Here is a 16644-nt window from a genome sequence, read left to right on the forward strand (position 1 = left end):
ATTATCCTTTGAAATTCAATAAATATTTTTCTTTTTTAAAAATCTCTAAATCAGCCTGAACCATTTCCTTCACCAACATATCTAGTGTATATTTTGGAGTCCATCCTAATTTAGTTTTGGCTTTAGTATTATCACCAATAAGCAAATCTACTTCTGTTGGTCTAAAATAAGTTGGATCAATTTGTAAAACTACTTGTCCAATTTTAAACTGATAATCAGGATTAGAAGTCGAAATCACAATTCCTTTTTCATCAATACCTTTGCCATTGAATTCAAGCTCTACTCCTACTTCTCTAAAAGCCATTCTGATAAACTCTCTAACTGGAGTGGTAACACCTGTAGATATTACAAAATCTTCTGGCTTATCTTGTTGTAACATCAACCACATTGCCTCAACATAGTCTTTAGCATGACCCCAATCTCTTTGTGAGTCAATATTTCCCATATAAAGAGTTTCTTGCATTCCCATTGCCATTTGAGCAACACCTCTAGTAATTTTTCTAGTAACAAATGTTTCTCCTCTTAACGGACTTTCGTGATTAAAAAGAATACCATTACAAGCATACATGTCGTAAGCTTCTCTGTAATTTACTGTAATCCAATAAGCATACATTTTTGCTACAGCATACGGTGAACGTGGATAAAATGGCGTTGTTTCCTTTTGTGGAACTTCTTGAACTAAACCATATAACTCAGATGTTGACGCTTGATAAATTCTTGTTTTTTTAATTAATCCAAGTAATCTAACTGCATCTAAAATTCTCAATGTACCGATTCCATCAGTATTTGCAGTATATTCTGGCACATCAAAACTTACTTTTACGTGACTCATTGCACCTAAATTATAAATTTCATCGGGCTGGGTTTCTTGAATGATTCTGATCAAGTTAGTAGAATCACTTAAATCACCATAATGCAATTTAAATTTTTGATTATCAATGTGCGGATCTTCATAAAGATGATCAATTCTTTGTGTATTAAACAAAGAACTTCTTCTTTTTACTCCGTGTACCATATATCCTTTTGACAATAACAGTTCGGCTAAATAAGCTCCATCTTGTCCCGTAATTCCTGTAATTAATGCTACTTTCATTTTGTTTATATTTTAAAAAAACTTAGGAATTGCAACTTCCATAAATTTTTCTGTTACAAATTTAATTTTTTCTTCGTTGATGTAAAGATGATTTGGTAAGTATAGTCCATAATCATGAACGATATCAGCAACTTCAAGTGGTGTGTAGCCAAATCGTTTAATCCAGAACGGTTGTTTTCCCATGGAGCCACAAATTAAAGGTCTAACTTCAATATCGTTTTTCTTTAAATGGTTAAAAACCTCCACTCTATTTTCTACAATTGTTCCGAAAGCAAAACTCGATAACTGATTGTAATGACTTTCTTGGCTCCAAAATTTGTCACCCAAATACTTTTTGTATAATTTAAAATTTTCTTCTCTTACTTTTGTAATTTCTTCCATTTTAGCAAGTTGACTTATTCCTAAAAAGGCATTTAAATCTGTTGAACGTAAATTAAATCCCGGATAGTAAAAAGTATAAAATTCTCTAACTTCATCAATATTAAAGGTTTCTTTCCATTCGTTTTTAAAATTACTATCGACATCTCTTGACCAACCGTGAGAACGAATTGACAACATTAAATTGTATAGTTTTGTATCATTAGTGGTAACTGCACCGCCTTCAATAGTAGAAATATGATGTCCATAATAAAATGAAAATGAGCCTGCTATAGATAAATTCCCAGCTTTTCTTCCGTCAATATTAGTTGTACCCAAAGCTTCGCAAGCATCTTCAATTAATAATACATCATATTTTTGACATAATTTGGTAATGGCATCCATATCGTTAAGATGTGCAAGTACATGCACAATAATTAACAAAGCTGGTTTTTCTTTGATGAAAAGCTCTTCAAGTTTAGCAACATCTAAACCTAAACTTTTTTTATCACTATCACATAGTATAACATCAAATCCAAATTGTAAAAAAGGAGAAAGAGTTGTAATCCAACTTATTGCTGGCACCACTACCTTTTTGTTTTTTAGATAATTTCCTTCAAGTAAAGAATAAGCCATTAGTAAATTGGCTGATGAACCACTATTTACCATTACACAATGTTTAGTACCAGTGTAAGCAGCAAATTGTTTTTCAAATTCAACAACTAATGGTCCTTTTGTTAATTGTGGCGCACTCGGAATCCATTGACTTAAGGCTACTAATTCCTCTTGAGTTATGGTATTTTCTGCTAATCTTATCATTTCTATTTTTTAATTTTAATTTTTTTTATCAATGAAAACAAATTGCAATTTTTAATTATTTTAGATAAATAAAAATACACTCTAGCATCATTGTATGCGTTCTTAATTTTTATCTGTTTTGATGAATCCGACAAGGCATCAATAGTGATTGATTTATCATGGGCTCTAAATATTGCTAATGGCTCGTTAACAAAACCATAGGATGGATACTCAATACAACTCATTATTGAAAATAAAATATCGGGTCCAACGCCATGATATTCATTTTGAGTAAAAGGAACTTTTCCAACGAACAAGTTGTCCAAAAGTTGTTTTTTTCTAAAAATAGCAGCACCTGGTGAAACCATATTGCTAGTACTAAATTTTAAAAAATTCTTTACCGGAAAAACTCCAGAAGTATCATTTAATTTGAATAAATTATCACTGTATTCTTTTTGATTTTCATAATAAACCGTTGCATTTGAGAAAACAAAACCTACATTTTCGTCAAATAATTTAACACAATCTTCGATAAAATTAGGCTTTATCCAATCATCATCATAATTTATGTGGATTAAATCATTAGAACAATGCAAAATTCCATCCATCCAACAAAAATGAACTCCAGAATCTAATGTTCTTCTAACATACTTTATTCTGTCACCATACTTTTTTACAACTTCTGGTGTATTGTCAGTACTACCATGATCGCACACAATTATCTCACACGCCTGTGTTTGAGCTAAGCACGAGTCAATACATTCAACTAGATAATCAGCTCTATTAAATGTTGGTATTACTATTGAAACTTGTTTGTTAGTCATTTTTTATAATAGAATTTAATAATGAAATATCGGCATTTAAATGATTTATAGTTTCAGTAGCATCGTAATCAAAATTCATTTTTTGAGGTGCTATTTTTTGTGCGAAATCAATAATCTTTATCGATGTACCCGAGGCAATATTAATTGTTCCTTCACAATTACCAAGAACCAATTTGATAATAATATCGCAAACTTCTTCGGCATTTAAAAAATCTCTAGTTGAATTAGCTCCAAATAATTTGAATGGCATTGATAAATCTTCCTCTTCAAATCGTTTTATTAAATTGGGGTACAAGAAAGGAGGTCTTTGCGATTGGTGATAAAAACTAAAAATCCTTCCTATACACAAATTAATATTTGAATATTTTTTTTTAAAATCATTAAGAATTAATTCTGACATCCATTTTGTAAGTCCATATGAATTAATTGGGCTAATAGCATCGGTTTCCTTAATTGCAGATGCTGAACTGGCATAAACGTGGCTTGTACTGGCATAAAAAAAACCTATTGGTTTATTGTACTTTTTTACTGCCTTAATAAGATTTATTGTACCCGAAATATTAATATCATAAGCTTCGTCAATATTGTTCTCAACATCAGAAACGGCAACTTTAGAAGCCAAATGAATAATATAATTTAACTCATTATCGCGAACCCAATTCAACACAGCGTTGTCATCTCGGATATCTGCAGTAAATCTAGAAAAAGCTATATTTTGTTTTTCTAGTTTATCACAAATGATGCTGCCTAAAACACCTGTAGAGCCCGTAATACCTATCATTAAGATGCGAATTTTAAAATATCAATAAGAAAAATACATCTTTATAATGATGTTTTTTCCAAGAACAAAGATAATTTATTTACCAAAAAAAACTAACGATTCGAGAAAATAAAGCAGTTTCGAAAATTAAATAGTAAAGTTATATCTTTGCGATAAAGAAAACAAAGGTTTATGAGTGATATTAACACTGAAGTTCACAACGCATACGAAGTCATTAAAAATGGTGGCATCATTCTTTATCCAACAGATACTGTTTGGGGAATTGGTTGTGATGCTTCTAATGAAGAAGCTGTTAAGAAAATTTATGATTTAAAACAGCGAGACGATTCAAAAAGCATGATTGTACTCATGAATGGTGAAAAAATGATGTATAATGTTTTTTCAGCAATTCCTGATTTAGCTTGGGAAATTTGGGATTTATCCAACCCAACTGATGGTGAATTAGAAAAGCAAAAAGCAACTACATTAATTCTTGATAATCCTAGAAATGTGGCTTCAAATATCATAGCAGAGGATAAAACACTTGGAGTTAGACTAGTGAAAGAACCATTTTGTTTTAAATTAATGGAACGCATGAAACGACCACTAGTTTCAACATCGGCAAATGTTTCTGGAAATGTTACTCCCAAAACATTTAAAGAAATTAGTCCCGAAATTATTAAAGGTGTTGACTATGTAGTAAATTTGCACCGCGATAAAGTTTGTAAAAATCCATCAACGATAATAAAACTTTCACTAGATAATCAGGTTAAAATTATTCGTAAATAGTTTTCAATCGCAGTCACAGTTTTCAGTTAATTAAACTGAAATTGAAATCAATACAATGAATTACACAAAAGCACTTAATAATCCTATTTTTAAAATAATTGCACAGGCAAGCCAAGAACTTAATGTTGATAGTTATGTTATTGGCGGTTTTGTTCGTGATTTTTTACTTCAAAGGGATTTTAAAAAAGATATTGATATTGTTGCTGTAGGTTCGGGAATTGACTTGGCTTTGAAAGTTTCAGAATTATTGCCTAACAAACCTAAAGTTCAAGTTTTTAAAAATTACGGAACAGCAATGCTTCGTTACAAAGAGATTGATATTGAATTTGTTGGTGCAAGAAAAGAAAGCTACAATCAAGACAGCAGAAATCCAATTGTAGAAAATGGAACATTGGAAGACGACCAAAACCGACGTGATTTTACCATAAATGCATTGGCTTTTTCTTTGAATGAAAGAAATTATGGTGAATTGGTTGATCCATTCAATGGCTTATCTGATTTAGAAAATAAAATCATAAAAACGCCTTTAAATCCAGATATTACTTATTCAGACGATCCTCTGCGAATGCTACGTGGTATTCGTTTTGCAACGCAATTAAACTTTGAAATTGAAGAAGAATCATTAACTGCAATTGAACGAAATAAGGAGCGAATCAATATTATTTCTGGAGAACGCATTGTGGATGAGTTAAACAAAATTCTTTCTACTGATAAACCATCAATTGGTTTTTTACATTTATATAAAACAGGACTTTTAGACATTATTTTACCTGAATTAACAGCGTTGAATAATGTAGAAGAAATTGAAGGTCATACGCATAAAAATAACTTTTATCACACCTTAGAAGTTGTTGATAATATTTGTCCGAATACTGATGATGTTTGGTTACGTTGGGCTGCTTTGTTGCATGATATTGGAAAAGCTCCAACAAAAAAATTCAATAAAAAACAAGGTTGGACATTCCACGGACACGAATTTCTTGGTGGAAAAATGGTGAAAAAAATCTTTGAAAGATTGCACATGCCATTGAATCAAAAAATGAAGTTTGTTCAGAAAATGGTTATGTTGAGTTCACGACCAATTGTTTTGGCTGAAGATATTGTAACTGATTCTGCTGTAAGACGTTTAGTTTTTGATGCTGGTGAAGATGTAGATCATTTGATGACACTTTGTGAAGCTGATATCACAACTAAAAATCCAACGAAGTTCAAAAAATACCATAATAATTTTGATATCGTTCGCAAAAAAATAATTGAAGTTGAAGAACGCGATCATGTGCGTCAATTTCAACCGCCAATTTCTGGTGAAGAAATCATGGAACTATTCAATCTAAAGCCTTCAAAAGAAATAGGAATGTTGAAAGAGTCCGTAAAAGAAGCTATTTTGGACGGAAAAATTCCGAATGAATATCAAGCAGCTTACGATTTTGTTCTAAAAAGAGCAGAAAAATTAGGGTTGAAAAAAGTAGAAAATAATAAGTAAAGATTAACTTTTGTTAAATGAGTTAATCAAAGGATTAAAAATAATTTTGCATAAAAATTACTTCTCAAATGAAGAATAACAAATCAGTCATTTATTGGCTACTTTCAGGTTGTATCTTACTCTTTATCATGGTTACTGTTGGTGGAATTACACGTTTGACCAATTCTGGACTTTCAATGACCGATTGGCATTTGGTAACAGACACTTTTCCTCCTTTGACAGAAGAAAAATGGCAAGCAGCATTTGATGAATACAAGAAATTTCCTGAATATCAAAAAATCAATATTCATAACGATTTTCAACTTTCTGATTATAAATTTATTTATTTCTGGGAATGGTTTCACCGCTTTATTGGAAGAATAATTGGATTGGTTTTCATCATTCCATTTGTTTACTTTTTAATCAAAAAGAAATTAGATTCTGAAACCATTAAAAAATGTATCGTCCTTCTAGGAATGGGTGCATTTCAAGGATTTTTAGGTTGGTTTATGGTGAAAAGTGGTTTGATCGATAATCCTGATGTGAGTCATTTTAGATTAGCTTTACACTTAACTTTTGCATTTATAACTTTTGCCTACACACTTTGGGTTGCGTTAGATTTAATCTATCCTGATAAAAAAGAAGTCAACACAACTTTAAGAAAATACGCTCGAATTGCCATCGTTTTTCTTGTAATCCAAATCATTTATGGTGGATTTGTAGCAGGATTGAATGCCGGATTAATTCACAACCATTGGCCATTGATGAGTGATGGGAAATTTTTCCACGAAAGTATTATTTTAGAAAAAGATTCTTGGCTATTGCGATTAACTGAAGGTAAAAGTGGCGTTCAATTTGTGCACAGAACTTTGGCTTATGTTGTTGTTGGATTAATTTTATTTTTATATTTTCAAAGTAAGAAATTTGCAGTTTCAACGCAACAGAAAAATGGATTAAATCTATTGGCTTTTATAGTGTTTTTGCAATTTACATTAGGTGTTTTAACCTTATTATTAGGTGTTCCAATGTGGTTAGGTTTAACACATCAAATAATGGCTTTTATTTTGTTGGCAACTATGACTTACACCTTACATAGACTAAGTAAATAATGAAACATTTAACTCAATACATTTGGATTTTATTCATTTTAGTAAACTTTTTTAATGCTTATCTTTTAAGAAAAAAAGCCTCTGAATTTATAGAAGAAAGTCCTGAGAAAGAGAATGGTTATAAAATTATCTTTAAAAACTTTTTAATTTATGGTTCCATTCCATGGATTATTATTGGAATTGGAAATACTTTTGGACTTACAGAATCTGTATTTGATTACTTTCAACCGTCTAAAATGAATCCGATGGTTTTATTATTTCACTTTTCTATAATAGCAATTTGGATATTATTAATTAGATTTATTTTCTTTAAAAACGGAGCAAAATTTTTAGAAAATCATCCAGGAATTATTAGAGTTAATAGCTTTGGAAATGTAAACGATAATCCATCAGAAAATACTATAAAATTAATAACTATTGTTGGAATAATAGGTGGAATAATCGCAATGTCAATGATGTGGTTTGTTGCGATTCCATTACCAAAATAAATTTACAGACTATATTGTCGCAGTTCTATTTAGAAACTTTAAATGTCAAAACTTACAGCTCAAGATAAATTTCTTGACTTATCAGATTACGGAAGACCATTCGGAAAATTCCTTGCTAATCAATTAAAAAGTACACGCTTCACTCCTATTCACGTTACCATTTTATTTGGAATATCGGGTTTAATTGCGATTTATTGTATAGTTACACAACAGTATTTTTGGGCTGCATTTTTTATTGTTCTCAAATCTGGAATTGATGCTGCCGATGGCGAATTGGCTCGACTTAAAAACACACCTTCTTATGTGGGAAGATATTTAGATAGTGTATTTGATATTATTCTGAATTTCTTGATTCTTATGGCTATTTGTTATGTATCAAAGACAACTATTTGGTTTTGTTTACTAGCTTTTATCGGAATTCAACTTCAAGGAACGTTGTATAATTATTACTATGTGATTTTAAGAAATAAATCAGTTGGTGGTGATTCTACCAGCAAAGTATTTGAATATAAATCACCGAAAGCTTTGCCAGGAGAAACGCAAAAATCAGTTGATATTTTATTTGGAATTTATACTATAGTCTATGGCGCTTTTGATAAAATAATTCACTTTTTAGATAAAGATGCTTACAAAGTAAAAACGTTTCCTAATTGGTTCATGACCTTACTATCTCTTTATGGATTGGGATTTCAATTGCTAATTATTGCCGTTATGTTACCTTTGGGTTGGATTGAATTTATTGTACCTTTTTTTATTATTTATACTTTACTAGTGTTTTTTTTAATTGCAATTCGCAAAGTCGTAATAAAGTAATTATGTAACTTTTATCTGGAAATGTAAAACAATTTTGAAATTTAATTTCTGAAATTTGAATAGATAAAAATTATTAATTTAAAAAAAATCATTATGCCGAATTCAAAAGAAATTAAAGGTAATTGGGAACAATTAAAAGGAAAAATGAAACAAAAATTTGCAGAATTAACTGATGATGATTTGTTATATGAAGAAGGAAAAGAACAAGAAATGTGGGGAAAACTAAAAGAAAAATTAGGTAAAACCGAAAAGGAAATCAAATCATTATTTGAATAAATTATTCACAAAAAAAGCCATCAAATAACTAATTATTGATGGCTTTTTTTTATCCCAACCAAGTTTTAAAATCACTTACTTTTTCTCTAGCAACAATTACTTCATCGTCTTTGTAAGTTGGTAAAATTACTTTTAATCGTGAGTTGCTGTGCATTTGAATTTCCTTAATTCCTTTTAACGGAATGATAAATTTTCTTGAAACTCGATAAAAATCCTTTGGATCTAATTCGTTTTCTAAACTTTCTAAAGTAGTATCTAATAAGTAGTCACGTCCATCAAAAGTATGAAGATAAGTTCCTTTGTTTTCACTATAAAAACATTCTACTTCATCAATAGTTATCATTTTAAGTTGTTGTCCCATTTTAATAGTGAATCGCTTTTTATATTCTCTATCAATTGGGTTCACCAACATTTTTTTTATCATTTCAAAATCCAATGACAAATTGGGAGTTGCTGTATTTCTTGCTTTAAATTTGTTTACAGCAGTTTCCAAATCTTCTTCGTCAATTGGTTTTAGAAGATAATCAATACTGTTTAATTTAAAAGCTCGCAGAGCATATTCATCGTAAGCAGTTGTGAAAATCACAGCGCTTTTTATGTCAATATTTTCGAATATTTCAAACGATAAACCATCAGACAATTGAATATCCAAAAATATCAAATCTGGATGTGGATTATTGTTAAACCAATTGATAGATTCTTCAACAGAATGAAGCATTTGATCGACTTGCAATCCTAATTTTTCAACCTTGCGTTGCAACAATCTTGCAGCAGGTTTTTCGTCTTCTATAATAATTATGTTCATATTCTTATTTTGAAACGATTTTATATTTATTTGACCATTTAATAATTAATGGAACTAGTAATACAGTTGGTAAAAGCCAAGCAACAACTGCTGGTAAAAAAGTATTATTGACTACTAAAAAAGCTGTTGCAGCAGCAATATAGCTACCTATCATTCGCTGAATGTGAACTAACAACCAAAAGTTTTTTATTGAATTTTGACCTTTATAATTTTTAAAATCTTGATAAACCATTGAAATACTGATGAATCCGAAGACCAATAATACTATTCCGAAATTATTACATGAAAACAATATTAAGATTCCATATATCACAAATCCAATTCCGAAAAGTAACATTATTGCACTTAAAATCCAATCTATATTTTTGGCCTTTTCACCTTTCAACAATCCTTTTAAAGAAAGATATCGTTGTCCTGTAGCTGCCATGTAAATTGAAAAAATTCCAACAATAAACAAGAATGGATTACTATGTATTAAAGTCATTAATAAACCTGCAAAACCGTTAATCAACATCCCATAAAGAAAAAACAAACCAACATTTTTATGCAACTTATCTCCTTTTTTTCTAGTAATATTGATAGTTCCGGTAATCAAACCAATGATTCCTGCAATGATGTGAATTACAAGTAAAATTTTAAAAATAAGTTCCGAATTTATCATTAGTCCCATTTTTGTTGTTCGCTCTTCTCCTTCTCCATCAACTCTTTAATTTTCTTTTCTTCCCAATCGCTTCCGAAGAAAATTTCACCTCCAAAAGTTGATAATCCGTGAGCTACTAAACCAATTCCCCAAAAGAAAGCCGTGAAGAAATTTTCCAATTTAAAATAACTTTCACCGGTTTTGAGATTTTGGATATTAATTATCACAATCATCAAATTTATAACCACATAAACCAATAAATGCGTATAAAAACCTTTAATCTTTTTGACACGTTTAAGTGCTCTTTCGTATTGCATTTGCTCTTCTGGTGTCATAATTATTCGTATTTATTTTGTTTGTTCTTTTCTTCTTCTATAAACTGTTGCATCTTTTTTTCTTCCCAACTTTTTCCAAAAAAAGGAAACCAATTAAAGACTTTTAACGCATGAAAAAATAATCCAATTCCCCAACTGAAAGTTGTCCAAAAAAACCAAAGATGATTAGGTGAATATTTTAAATTGATAAAAATTATTATTGCATTAAAAATTATGTAAAATGTTAAATGCGAATAAAATCCTTTGATTTCTTCAACTTGCTTTTTTGCTTTTTGATAGTTCTCAAAATCTTGATTAGTATTCATAATTACTTCCATTTGTTGTTAGTATTATTTTGTTTATTCAATATTTCTTGAATCTTTTTCTCTTCCCAAGATTTTCCATATCCAAAAGTTTCAAAAGCATGGAATAGTACTCCTAAACCCCAACCCAACATTGGGAACCAAAACCATTGAAAATTGTGCGGTGAGTTTAAATTTATGATGATTAATATTGGAATTACCACACAATAAGATGCTAAATTTCCATAAAATCCTTTTATTTTTTCTACACGTTCTTTTGCTCTCAAGTAAGAAGTGTTTTCGTTAAATGTATTTGTTGTTTCCATGATACTTATTTGTTTTGTTAAAATAGGTAGATATACTGCAAACGTTTCTTTAGTTTCGTCAATTAAGACTTTTCGTTCTGAAAGAATAGCATAACGACTTACTATATTTTGAAGTCCTACACCTTTTCTATCTTGTAAAACTTCTTTCTTTTGCAGGTTATTTTCTACTACTAAAAAATTATCTTTTATATAAATTTTAATATGAAGTGGTTTGTTTTCGCTAACCACATTATGTTTAATCGTGTTTTCTAATAATAATTGCAATGACAACGGAACCACTTTTGCATCAGGATTTTCAAAATCAGTTGGAAGTTCAAAAGTGATGCTGTTTTCGAAACGCATTTTTAATAACTTCATATACGTTTTTGCGAAAGCTAATTCTTCTGAAACGGTAACTAATTCTTTATCCTTTTGTTCTAAAACGTAGCGATAAATCTTAGACAATGAAGTGGTAAACTGTTGTGCATTTTCAGGATTTTCTTCTATCAATGAACTTAAAACATTCAAACTATTAAAAAGAAAATGAGGATCAATTTGATTCTTTAAGCTTTCAAATTTAGCATTCGCAGTTCCGGCGATTATTTTTTGTTCTTTTAGGCGACTTTCTTGGTAAGCTTTGTAAAAGTAAAATGCATGAAAAGCAAGTGTTACAATAAATGTTATTATGATGGTAACTAGATAATTACTAAACTTTTCTTTTTCAAAAAATAAAGCTAATGAACTTCCTTCAATAATTACATCTTCAAAAATTCTCAACAAAAAGATTACTCCAACTGAAATAATAAATGAACCTATAAAACCAATTAGAATTCTTTTTCTATTGAACCTTTCTTTGCTAAAAATCTCATCGAGTTTCATGAATAAAATAGCATTCGCATAGTACAACATGAAACCGTATAAAGTTGTATAACCAAAATTGATTAATAAACTTGAGTTGAATTCAATTCGAACTCCTGATAAGAATCTTATGATTAATAGAACTAAAAAGATGCTTATAGAAATAAAAATTGCTCTTGGTAATTCTTTGATTAATTTGGTTATCATCTTCTTAAGATTTTATTTTTGAAATTATTTTCCGCAGTTTTTCAATGTCTCTTGAGCTCTATCTAAACCCCAAGTTGGATGAAATTCTGTTTCTGGTTTAAATTTAGCAAATAATTCGATAGATTTTGCAACTTGCTCACACATTGGTTTGGTATCTGTTCCCCAATATTGAGCTCCACCGATTTCAAAATCTGCCTTTCCGAAAACAGCTCTTGGATTTTCTGGAGCTAATTTTAATGCTCTTTCATATAATTCAATGGTTGGAGCTGAAAGTTTCATTCCGTTAGTCATTGGATCTTGAACAATCCAAGCTGTGTTTATCATAGCTTGCATAATTAGAATTTCTGCATTGTTCGGAGAAATTAATTCTGCTGCATCCAAAGCAGTTTGTGCTTTATTAATTAAAGCTGTTGCGTTTTTAGCATTTGCTGGATTGAAAGCTTCTGTTGTGTTTACTAAAGCTACATAATAATTTGGTAACCAATTTGTTTTTTCAACCGATGCAATTCTTTCAAATAAAGCTGATGCTTCTGTTGCGTTTCCTGTTCTCCAAGTTGCGAATGCTTTTCCCATTCCTTGCTCATACTGTTGTGCATTTACAGTTAAAACTGTTGCTAAAAATACTACTAATGTTGTGATAACTTTTGTCATGATTTCTAAATTTTAAATTGTTATTGATTTTTTATTGATGATTAAAACTCTTGTTCTTAATTCTGATGTAAAAGTATTCTGTTTGTATGTGCTGTGAAATTTATACTTACTGAAATGTTGATTTTTTGGGATGAATTGTAAACTATAAATTATCCAATTGATTGTCCTTTTTATTATCGCTGATGGTCCAAAAGAATCCAACGAAGAAAAATCTATCTGCTGTTGGAATTATTTCCTTTCTTTGAAAAACGCCATTTGAATCAGGTGAGTTAGCATAGTCATATCCAAAGACATTTTGAGTTCCTAAAACATTGCTAATTGAAATGAATAATATCTTTTGCTGACTTAACAAATAAGCCCAACTCAAACTAACATTATTATAACTTTTAGTTTTTCCGTTCATAAAACTCATTTCATTTGGATTATCATAAGGTCGTCCTGAATTGAAACTATAAGATAAACCTACACTTGACTTCCAATCGTTTATCCAATATTTAGTTACTATCGAAAAATTGTTTTTAGCTACAAAACTTGGAGTAACTTCGGCTTCATAATTTCTATAATCTCTTTTAGTATCGATGTAAGAATATGAAACCCAATATTCTAAATTTTTAATTGATTTATTGTCTCTCCAAAAAACATCTAATCCTTTTGCAAATCCAAATCCGTTATTATTAAAATTAGAATTGTATTGTGCTATTTGAGTATCAAATTTCACCAAATTATTGTAATCTTTAAAGTAAATTTCACTTCTAAAAGTACGTTTATCTTTGCTAAATTGATAATTCAAAATGTAATGAGAAGCTCTTTCGTTTTTAAAATCTGAAGTGAATTTCAAATAATCTTGTCTTGGAGCTTGTTCGAATTCGCCATAAGCAACAGAAAACTGACTTGATTTACTAACTTTATAAGCCAATGATGTTCGAGGAGAAATGGAAGTTTCATTCAATAAATCATTATTTACAGCTCTCACACCAACTTTCATTGCTAACTTTTTAGAAAAGAAAATATCGGCTTCAGTATATCCAGCGAAAATATTAGAATTATAACCTGTTTGATTTGTAATAAATGAATATTTTTCATCAAATTTTGTTATAAAATAATCCGCACCAAAAGACAATTTGATTCTATCTGAAATTGGTTTTTTAATTTTTAATTTTAAATGTGATGCGTGTTCGGTATTCTCTATTCTTTGGTTATCCAAGCCAATTTTATTGTTTCCTAAACCATAACTCAAACCAGTTGTAAGTTGCCAATTTGATCCAAAATTTCCTTTGTAAGATGCATTTACATAAAGATTATTGTTTTTCAAATCGACTCTAGTTTTAGCAACAGAATTAATACTTTCTTGATTCAAATCAAATCGTGATGCGTCAAAAGCTGTGTAAAGTTTAAATAAACCTCGTTCCAATTCATAGCGATAAACAATTTCTCCAGAAAGTGATTGAAAAGCTTTATTCCAATCAACATTCTGAGGAATCGCCACTTGATATGGAGCTAAATCAATGTAAGCAGTATTAAATGTAAGTGAACTTTTTTTCCATTTTTGAGTATTTGCTACACCTAAACCTACTGTCATAAATGAAATATCGGTTTTATTTTCGGTTGCCATATCAGTTGTGTTTAATAACAATACACTTGATAAAGCTTCACCATATTCGGCAGAATAACCTCCAGTTGAAAACGAAATCCCACTAAAAAGAAAAGGTGAAAATCGTCCGCGTGTTGGTAAATTTTGGGTTGTCGAACCAAAAGGTTGTGCCACACGAATTCCGTCAACATAAGTTTGCGTTTCATCGGCTTCACCACCACGAACAAACAATCGTCCGCTTTCACCCACCGTTTGAGTTCCTGGTAAAGTTTGTAAAGCCGAAACAATATCGCCATTAGAACCAGCAGTTGTCACAATATCTAATGGTTTTAAAACCGTATTTTTAGCTTTGTCACCTGCTTCAAAAGTTCCTGCATTAATAACAACTTCATCCAACGTATTGATACTTTCTTTTAGTTTGAAAGTTTTATTTTGGTAGGTTTCAATTTCAATTGTAGTTTTTAAAGTTTCATAGGTAAGAAATGAAATTACAAGAATTTTATTGCCTTTTTCAGATGTACTAAAAGTAAATTCACCAATTTCATTTGAAGTTGCACCATCGTATGTTCCATCAATGTAAATATTAGCTCCAGCTATAGGATTGCTTTTTTCATCTACAACTTTACCAGAAATTTTGGTTTGAGAAATCCCAAATGATGAAATAAATAAAATTAAAAATGTAATAATTGTTTTCATGATTGTTTGTAATTTGATGAAGCAAAGTTGCAGCAACTATATGAATACAAAAACTAAAAGTAACTGAAATGTTGAAAATTAGTGATGAATTGTAGATTTAATTTTATAAAATTTAACTCGGTTGTTTAAAAAAAATTATTATTATTGCATAACATTTAAATATTACAATGATGAAATTAATAAAATCTTTATTCGCAATTGCATTTTTCTTTGCAATTAATACTGTTTCAGCTCAATCAGTAGCTTCAAAATGGCCACAACTTAATGATTTTCAAGAATTATTAGTTAAAACATTTGAACCAGCTGGTGAAGGAAATTTTGGACCAATAAAAAATTCTTATGAATATTTAGTTGAAAAAGCGGAAGCGTTAGATGTTAACACTATGCCACAAGATTTAAGAAATCCTAAAGCTGATGAAGCAATTGTAGTTTTAAAAAGACAAACTAAGTTAGTTGCAGAACTTGTTAGAACAAAAGCATCTGATGTTGAAATTATGAAGTCTTTCCAAAAATTAAATGAGACATATGACCGATTACTTAGTTTATATGAACCAAAAAAATAAATAATTAACCTAGCCAAGTGCTAGGTTTTTTTTTGAAAAACAATTTCTATCCAAAATTCATTACTACCTTTGCAAAAAAAATATCATGTCAAATATCTACTTAGGATATCATTTTACTATTGAACCAAAAGAACTAGGATCAGAAATATTAATTGCCGAATTGGGTGAAAAACCATTTGAAAGTTTTATTGAAACTGAAACAGGCTTTAGTGCATTTATTCAAAAAGACCTTTGGACGGAAGATGTTCTTGAAGATATTTATATTTTAGGTTCTGATGAATTTAAAATTTCTTACTTTATAGAGGAAATAGATCAGGTGAATTGGAATGAAGAATGGGAAAAGAATTTTGAGCCAATTGATGTTGATGGAAAATGTCATGTTAGAGCTCCATTTCATAAAAAAACAGAAGCTGAATTTGATATAATTATTGAACCTAAAATGAGTTTCGGAACAGGACATCATGAAACTACTCACATGATGATTCAACATTTATTGGAAACAGATGTTACAGGTTTAAAAACACTTGACATGGGTTGCGGAACTGCTATTTTAGCTATTTTAGCAGAAATGAAAGGTGCTAAACCAATTGATGCAATTGACATTGACAATTGGTGTTATTTAAATTCAATAGAAAATGCTGAACGCAATAATTGCAATGAAATAACTGTTTATGAAGGTGATGCTGAACTATTAAAAGGTAAAAGTTATGATTTAATAATTGCCAATATTAACAGAAATATCCTATTAAACGATATGCAGACTTATGTTGATTGTTTAAATAAAAGTGGTATACTGCTTTTAAGCGGATTTTACAACGAAGACATTCCTTATATAGATGCATCTTGCACAGAAAAAGGTTTAACCTATGTTAAAAAATTTGAAAGAAACAATTGGGTTTCATTAAAATATTTAAAAAATAATTAAATTTACTTTTTGCTAAAT

19 protein-coding genes are annotated in these 16644 nt (G+C 29.8%); 8 read left to right on the plus strand and 11 right to left on the minus strand.

All coding sequences use genetic code 11. The features are described 5' to 3' along the window. Position 1: 1 nt before the first annotated feature. The 4 genes from gmd to ACIQ06_RS03715 are packed head-to-tail and all read right to left on the minus strand — an operon-like array spanning position 2 to position 3853. Complete coding sequence (gmd, locus tag ACIQ06_RS03700; RefSeq protein WP_396143936.1) at positions 2 to 1093, minus strand: GDP-mannose 4,6-dehydratase; 1092 nt, start codon at positions 1091 to 1093, stop codon at positions 2 to 4. A 12-nt stretch (positions 1094 to 1105) separates the two neighbouring features. After that, a complete protein-coding gene (locus ACIQ06_RS03705; RefSeq protein WP_396143937.1) occupies positions 1106 to 2269 on the minus strand; it encodes a DegT/DnrJ/EryC1/StrS family aminotransferase in 1164 nt (387 codons plus the stop codon). Positions 2270 to 2271: 2 nt separating this feature from the next. Beyond that, the gene (locus ACIQ06_RS03710) at positions 2272 to 3072 is read right to left on the minus strand and encodes a glycosyltransferase family 2 protein (protein WP_396143938.1); all 801 of its coding nucleotides are present in this window, start codon (positions 3070 to 3072) and stop codon (positions 2272 to 2274) included. Continuing rightward, positions 3065 to 3853, minus strand: coding sequence for an NAD-dependent epimerase/dehydratase family protein (locus tag ACIQ06_RS03715; RefSeq protein WP_396143939.1), 789 nt, complete (start codon positions 3851 to 3853; stop codon positions 3065 to 3067). Before ACIQ06_RS03715 ends, ACIQ06_RS03710 begins: the two co-directional genes overlap by 8 nt. A gap of 171 nt (positions 3854 to 4024) precedes the next feature. Between ACIQ06_RS03715 and ACIQ06_RS03720 the strand changes: the two genes are divergently transcribed. The 6 genes from ACIQ06_RS03720 to ACIQ06_RS03745 all read left to right on the plus strand — a co-directional run bounded on the left by ACIQ06_RS03720 (position 4025) and on the right by ACIQ06_RS03745 (position 8769). Next, positions 4025 to 4621: an L-threonylcarbamoyladenylate synthase gene (locus tag ACIQ06_RS03720; protein ID WP_396143940.1), complete on the plus strand. Its 597-nt coding sequence runs from the start codon at positions 4025 to 4027 to the stop codon at positions 4619 to 4621. A 55-nt stretch (positions 4622 to 4676) separates the two neighbouring features. Continuing rightward, positions 4677 to 6104, plus strand: a complete 1428-nt coding sequence (locus ACIQ06_RS03725; protein WP_396143941.1) for a CCA tRNA nucleotidyltransferase — start codon at positions 4677 to 4679, stop codon at positions 6102 to 6104. A gap of 68 nt (positions 6105 to 6172) precedes the next feature. Next, a complete protein-coding gene (locus ACIQ06_RS03730) occupies positions 6173 to 7192 on the plus strand; it encodes a COX15/CtaA family protein (RefSeq protein WP_396143942.1) in 1020 nt (339 codons plus the stop codon). Further along, positions 7192 to 7680 carry a hypothetical protein gene (locus ACIQ06_RS03735; RefSeq protein WP_396143943.1) on the plus strand — a complete coding sequence of 163 codons (489 nt, stop codon included), beginning with the start codon at positions 7192 to 7194 and terminating at the stop codon, positions 7678 to 7680. The genes ACIQ06_RS03730 and ACIQ06_RS03735 overlap by 1 nt, the downstream gene beginning before the upstream one ends. Positions 7681 to 7722: 42 nt before the next feature. Beyond that, on the plus strand, positions 7723 to 8493 hold the full coding sequence (locus tag ACIQ06_RS03740) for a CDP-alcohol phosphatidyltransferase family protein (protein WP_396143944.1): 771 nt from the start codon (positions 7723 to 7725) through the stop codon (positions 8491 to 8493). 93 nt (positions 8494 to 8586) lie between these two features. After that, positions 8587 to 8769, plus strand: a complete 183-nt coding sequence (locus tag ACIQ06_RS03745; RefSeq protein WP_298302715.1) for a CsbD family protein — start codon at positions 8587 to 8589, stop codon at positions 8767 to 8769. 49 nt (positions 8770 to 8818) lie between these two features. Here the strand turns inward: ACIQ06_RS03745 and ACIQ06_RS03750 are convergent, their stop codons facing one another. The 7 genes from ACIQ06_RS03750 to ACIQ06_RS03780 all read right to left on the minus strand — a co-directional run bounded on the left by ACIQ06_RS03750 (position 8819) and on the right by ACIQ06_RS03780 (position 15138). Further along, the gene (locus tag ACIQ06_RS03750; protein WP_396143945.1) at positions 8819 to 9574 is read right to left on the minus strand and encodes a LytR/AlgR family response regulator transcription factor; all 756 of its coding nucleotides are present in this window, start codon (positions 9572 to 9574) and stop codon (positions 8819 to 8821) included. 4 nt (positions 9575 to 9578) lie between these two features. Beyond that, complete coding sequence (locus ACIQ06_RS03755; protein WP_396143946.1) at positions 9579 to 10235, minus strand: hypothetical protein; 657 nt, start codon at positions 10233 to 10235, stop codon at positions 9579 to 9581. Continuing rightward, on the minus strand, positions 10235 to 10549 hold the full coding sequence (locus ACIQ06_RS03760; protein WP_298302121.1) for a 2TM domain-containing protein: 315 nt from the start codon (positions 10547 to 10549) through the stop codon (positions 10235 to 10237). The genes ACIQ06_RS03755 and ACIQ06_RS03760 overlap by 1 nt, the downstream gene beginning before the upstream one ends. Positions 10550 to 10551: 2 nt before the next feature. Beyond that, the gene (locus ACIQ06_RS03765) at positions 10552 to 10866 is read right to left on the minus strand and encodes a 2TM domain-containing protein (protein WP_396143947.1); all 315 of its coding nucleotides are present in this window, start codon (positions 10864 to 10866) and stop codon (positions 10552 to 10554) included. Further along, positions 10857 to 12200, minus strand: a complete 1344-nt coding sequence (locus ACIQ06_RS03770; protein ID WP_345092414.1) for a 2TM domain-containing protein — start codon at positions 12198 to 12200, stop codon at positions 10857 to 10859. Before ACIQ06_RS03770 ends, ACIQ06_RS03765 begins: the two co-directional genes overlap by 10 nt. Before the next feature lie 24 nt (positions 12201 to 12224). Further along, positions 12225 to 12851, minus strand: coding sequence for a hypothetical protein (locus ACIQ06_RS03775; RefSeq protein WP_396143948.1), 627 nt, complete (start codon positions 12849 to 12851; stop codon positions 12225 to 12227). A gap of 142 nt (positions 12852 to 12993) precedes the next feature. Next, the gene (locus ACIQ06_RS03780) at positions 12994 to 15138 is read right to left on the minus strand and encodes a carboxypeptidase-like regulatory domain-containing protein (RefSeq protein WP_396143949.1); all 2145 of its coding nucleotides are present in this window, start codon (positions 15136 to 15138) and stop codon (positions 12994 to 12996) included. 167 nt (positions 15139 to 15305) lie between these two features. Between ACIQ06_RS03780 and ACIQ06_RS03785 the strand changes: the two genes are divergently transcribed. Both ACIQ06_RS03785 and prmA read left to right on the plus strand, forming a co-directional pair. After that, positions 15306 to 15701 (plus strand): hypothetical protein, encoded by a 396-nt coding sequence (locus ACIQ06_RS03785; RefSeq protein ID WP_396143950.1) that lies wholly within the window; start codon positions 15306 to 15308, stop codon positions 15699 to 15701. An 85-nt stretch (positions 15702 to 15786) separates the two neighbouring features. Next, the gene (prmA, locus tag ACIQ06_RS03790) at positions 15787 to 16626 is read left to right on the plus strand and encodes a 50S ribosomal protein L11 methyltransferase (protein ID WP_396143951.1); all 840 of its coding nucleotides are present in this window, start codon (positions 15787 to 15789) and stop codon (positions 16624 to 16626) included. Positions 16627 to 16644: the final 18 nt, after the last annotated feature.

Origin of the sequence: Flavobacterium sp., from assembly GCF_044341265.1 — a bacterium.
In the GTDB taxonomy this organism is placed as follows: Bacteria; Bacteroidota; Bacteroidia; order Flavobacteriales; family Flavobacteriaceae; genus Flavobacterium.

What these genes read in the sequence shown, in the direction of transcription:
- ACIQ06_RS03745 (WP_298302715.1), top strand. Translation starts at nt 8,587, where the DNA reads ATGCCGAATTCAAAAGAAATTAAAGGTAATTGGGAACAATTAAAAGGA.
- ACIQ06_RS03770 (WP_345092414.1), bottom strand. Translation starts at nt 12,200, where the DNA reads ATGATAACCAAATTAATCAAAGAATTACCAAGAGCAATTTTTATTTCT.
- ACIQ06_RS03705 (WP_396143937.1), bottom strand. Translation starts at nt 2,269, where the DNA reads ATGATAAGATTAGCAGAAAATACCATAACTCAAGAGGAATTAGTAGCC.
- ACIQ06_RS03755 (WP_396143946.1), bottom strand. Translation starts at nt 10,235, where the DNA reads ATGATAAATTCGGAACTTATTTTTAAAATTTTACTTGTAATTCACATC.
- ACIQ06_RS03725 (WP_396143941.1), top strand. Translation starts at nt 4,677, where the DNA reads ATGAATTACACAAAAGCACTTAATAATCCTATTTTTAAAATAATTGCA.
- ACIQ06_RS03750 (WP_396143945.1), bottom strand. Translation starts at nt 9,574, where the DNA reads ATGAACATAATTATTATAGAAGACGAAAAACCTGCTGCAAGATTGTTG.
- ACIQ06_RS03765 (WP_396143947.1), bottom strand. Translation starts at nt 10,866, where the DNA reads ATGGAAGTAATTATGAATACTAATCAAGATTTTGAGAACTATCAAAAA.
- ACIQ06_RS03785 (WP_396143950.1), top strand. Translation starts at nt 15,306, where the DNA reads ATGATGAAATTAATAAAATCTTTATTCGCAATTGCATTTTTCTTTGCA.
- ACIQ06_RS03720 (WP_396143940.1), top strand. Translation starts at nt 4,025, where the DNA reads ATGAGTGATATTAACACTGAAGTTCACAACGCATACGAAGTCATTAAA.
- ACIQ06_RS03735 (WP_396143943.1), top strand. Translation starts at nt 7,192, where the DNA reads ATGAAACATTTAACTCAATACATTTGGATTTTATTCATTTTAGTAAAC.
- prmA (WP_396143951.1), top strand. Translation starts at nt 15,787, where the DNA reads ATGTCAAATATCTACTTAGGATATCATTTTACTATTGAACCAAAAGAA.
- ACIQ06_RS03710 (WP_396143938.1), bottom strand. Translation starts at nt 3,072, where the DNA reads ATGACTAACAAACAAGTTTCAATAGTAATACCAACATTTAATAGAGCT.
- ACIQ06_RS03730 (WP_396143942.1), top strand. Translation starts at nt 6,173, where the DNA reads ATGAAGAATAACAAATCAGTCATTTATTGGCTACTTTCAGGTTGTATC.
- ACIQ06_RS03740 (WP_396143944.1), top strand. Translation starts at nt 7,723, where the DNA reads ATGTCAAAACTTACAGCTCAAGATAAATTTCTTGACTTATCAGATTAC.
- ACIQ06_RS03775 (WP_396143948.1), bottom strand. Translation starts at nt 12,851, where the DNA reads ATGACAAAAGTTATCACAACATTAGTAGTATTTTTAGCAACAGTTTTA.
- gmd (WP_396143936.1), bottom strand. Translation starts at nt 1,093, where the DNA reads ATGAAAGTAGCATTAATTACAGGAATTACGGGACAAGATGGAGCTTAT.
- ACIQ06_RS03715 (WP_396143939.1), bottom strand. Translation starts at nt 3,853, where the DNA reads ATGATAGGTATTACGGGCTCTACAGGTGTTTTAGGCAGCATCATTTGT.
- ACIQ06_RS03760 (WP_298302121.1), bottom strand. Translation starts at nt 10,549, where the DNA reads ATGACACCAGAAGAGCAAATGCAATACGAAAGAGCACTTAAACGTGTC.
- ACIQ06_RS03780 (WP_396143949.1), bottom strand. Translation starts at nt 15,138, where the DNA reads ATGAAAACAATTATTACATTTTTAATTTTATTTATTTCATCATTTGGG.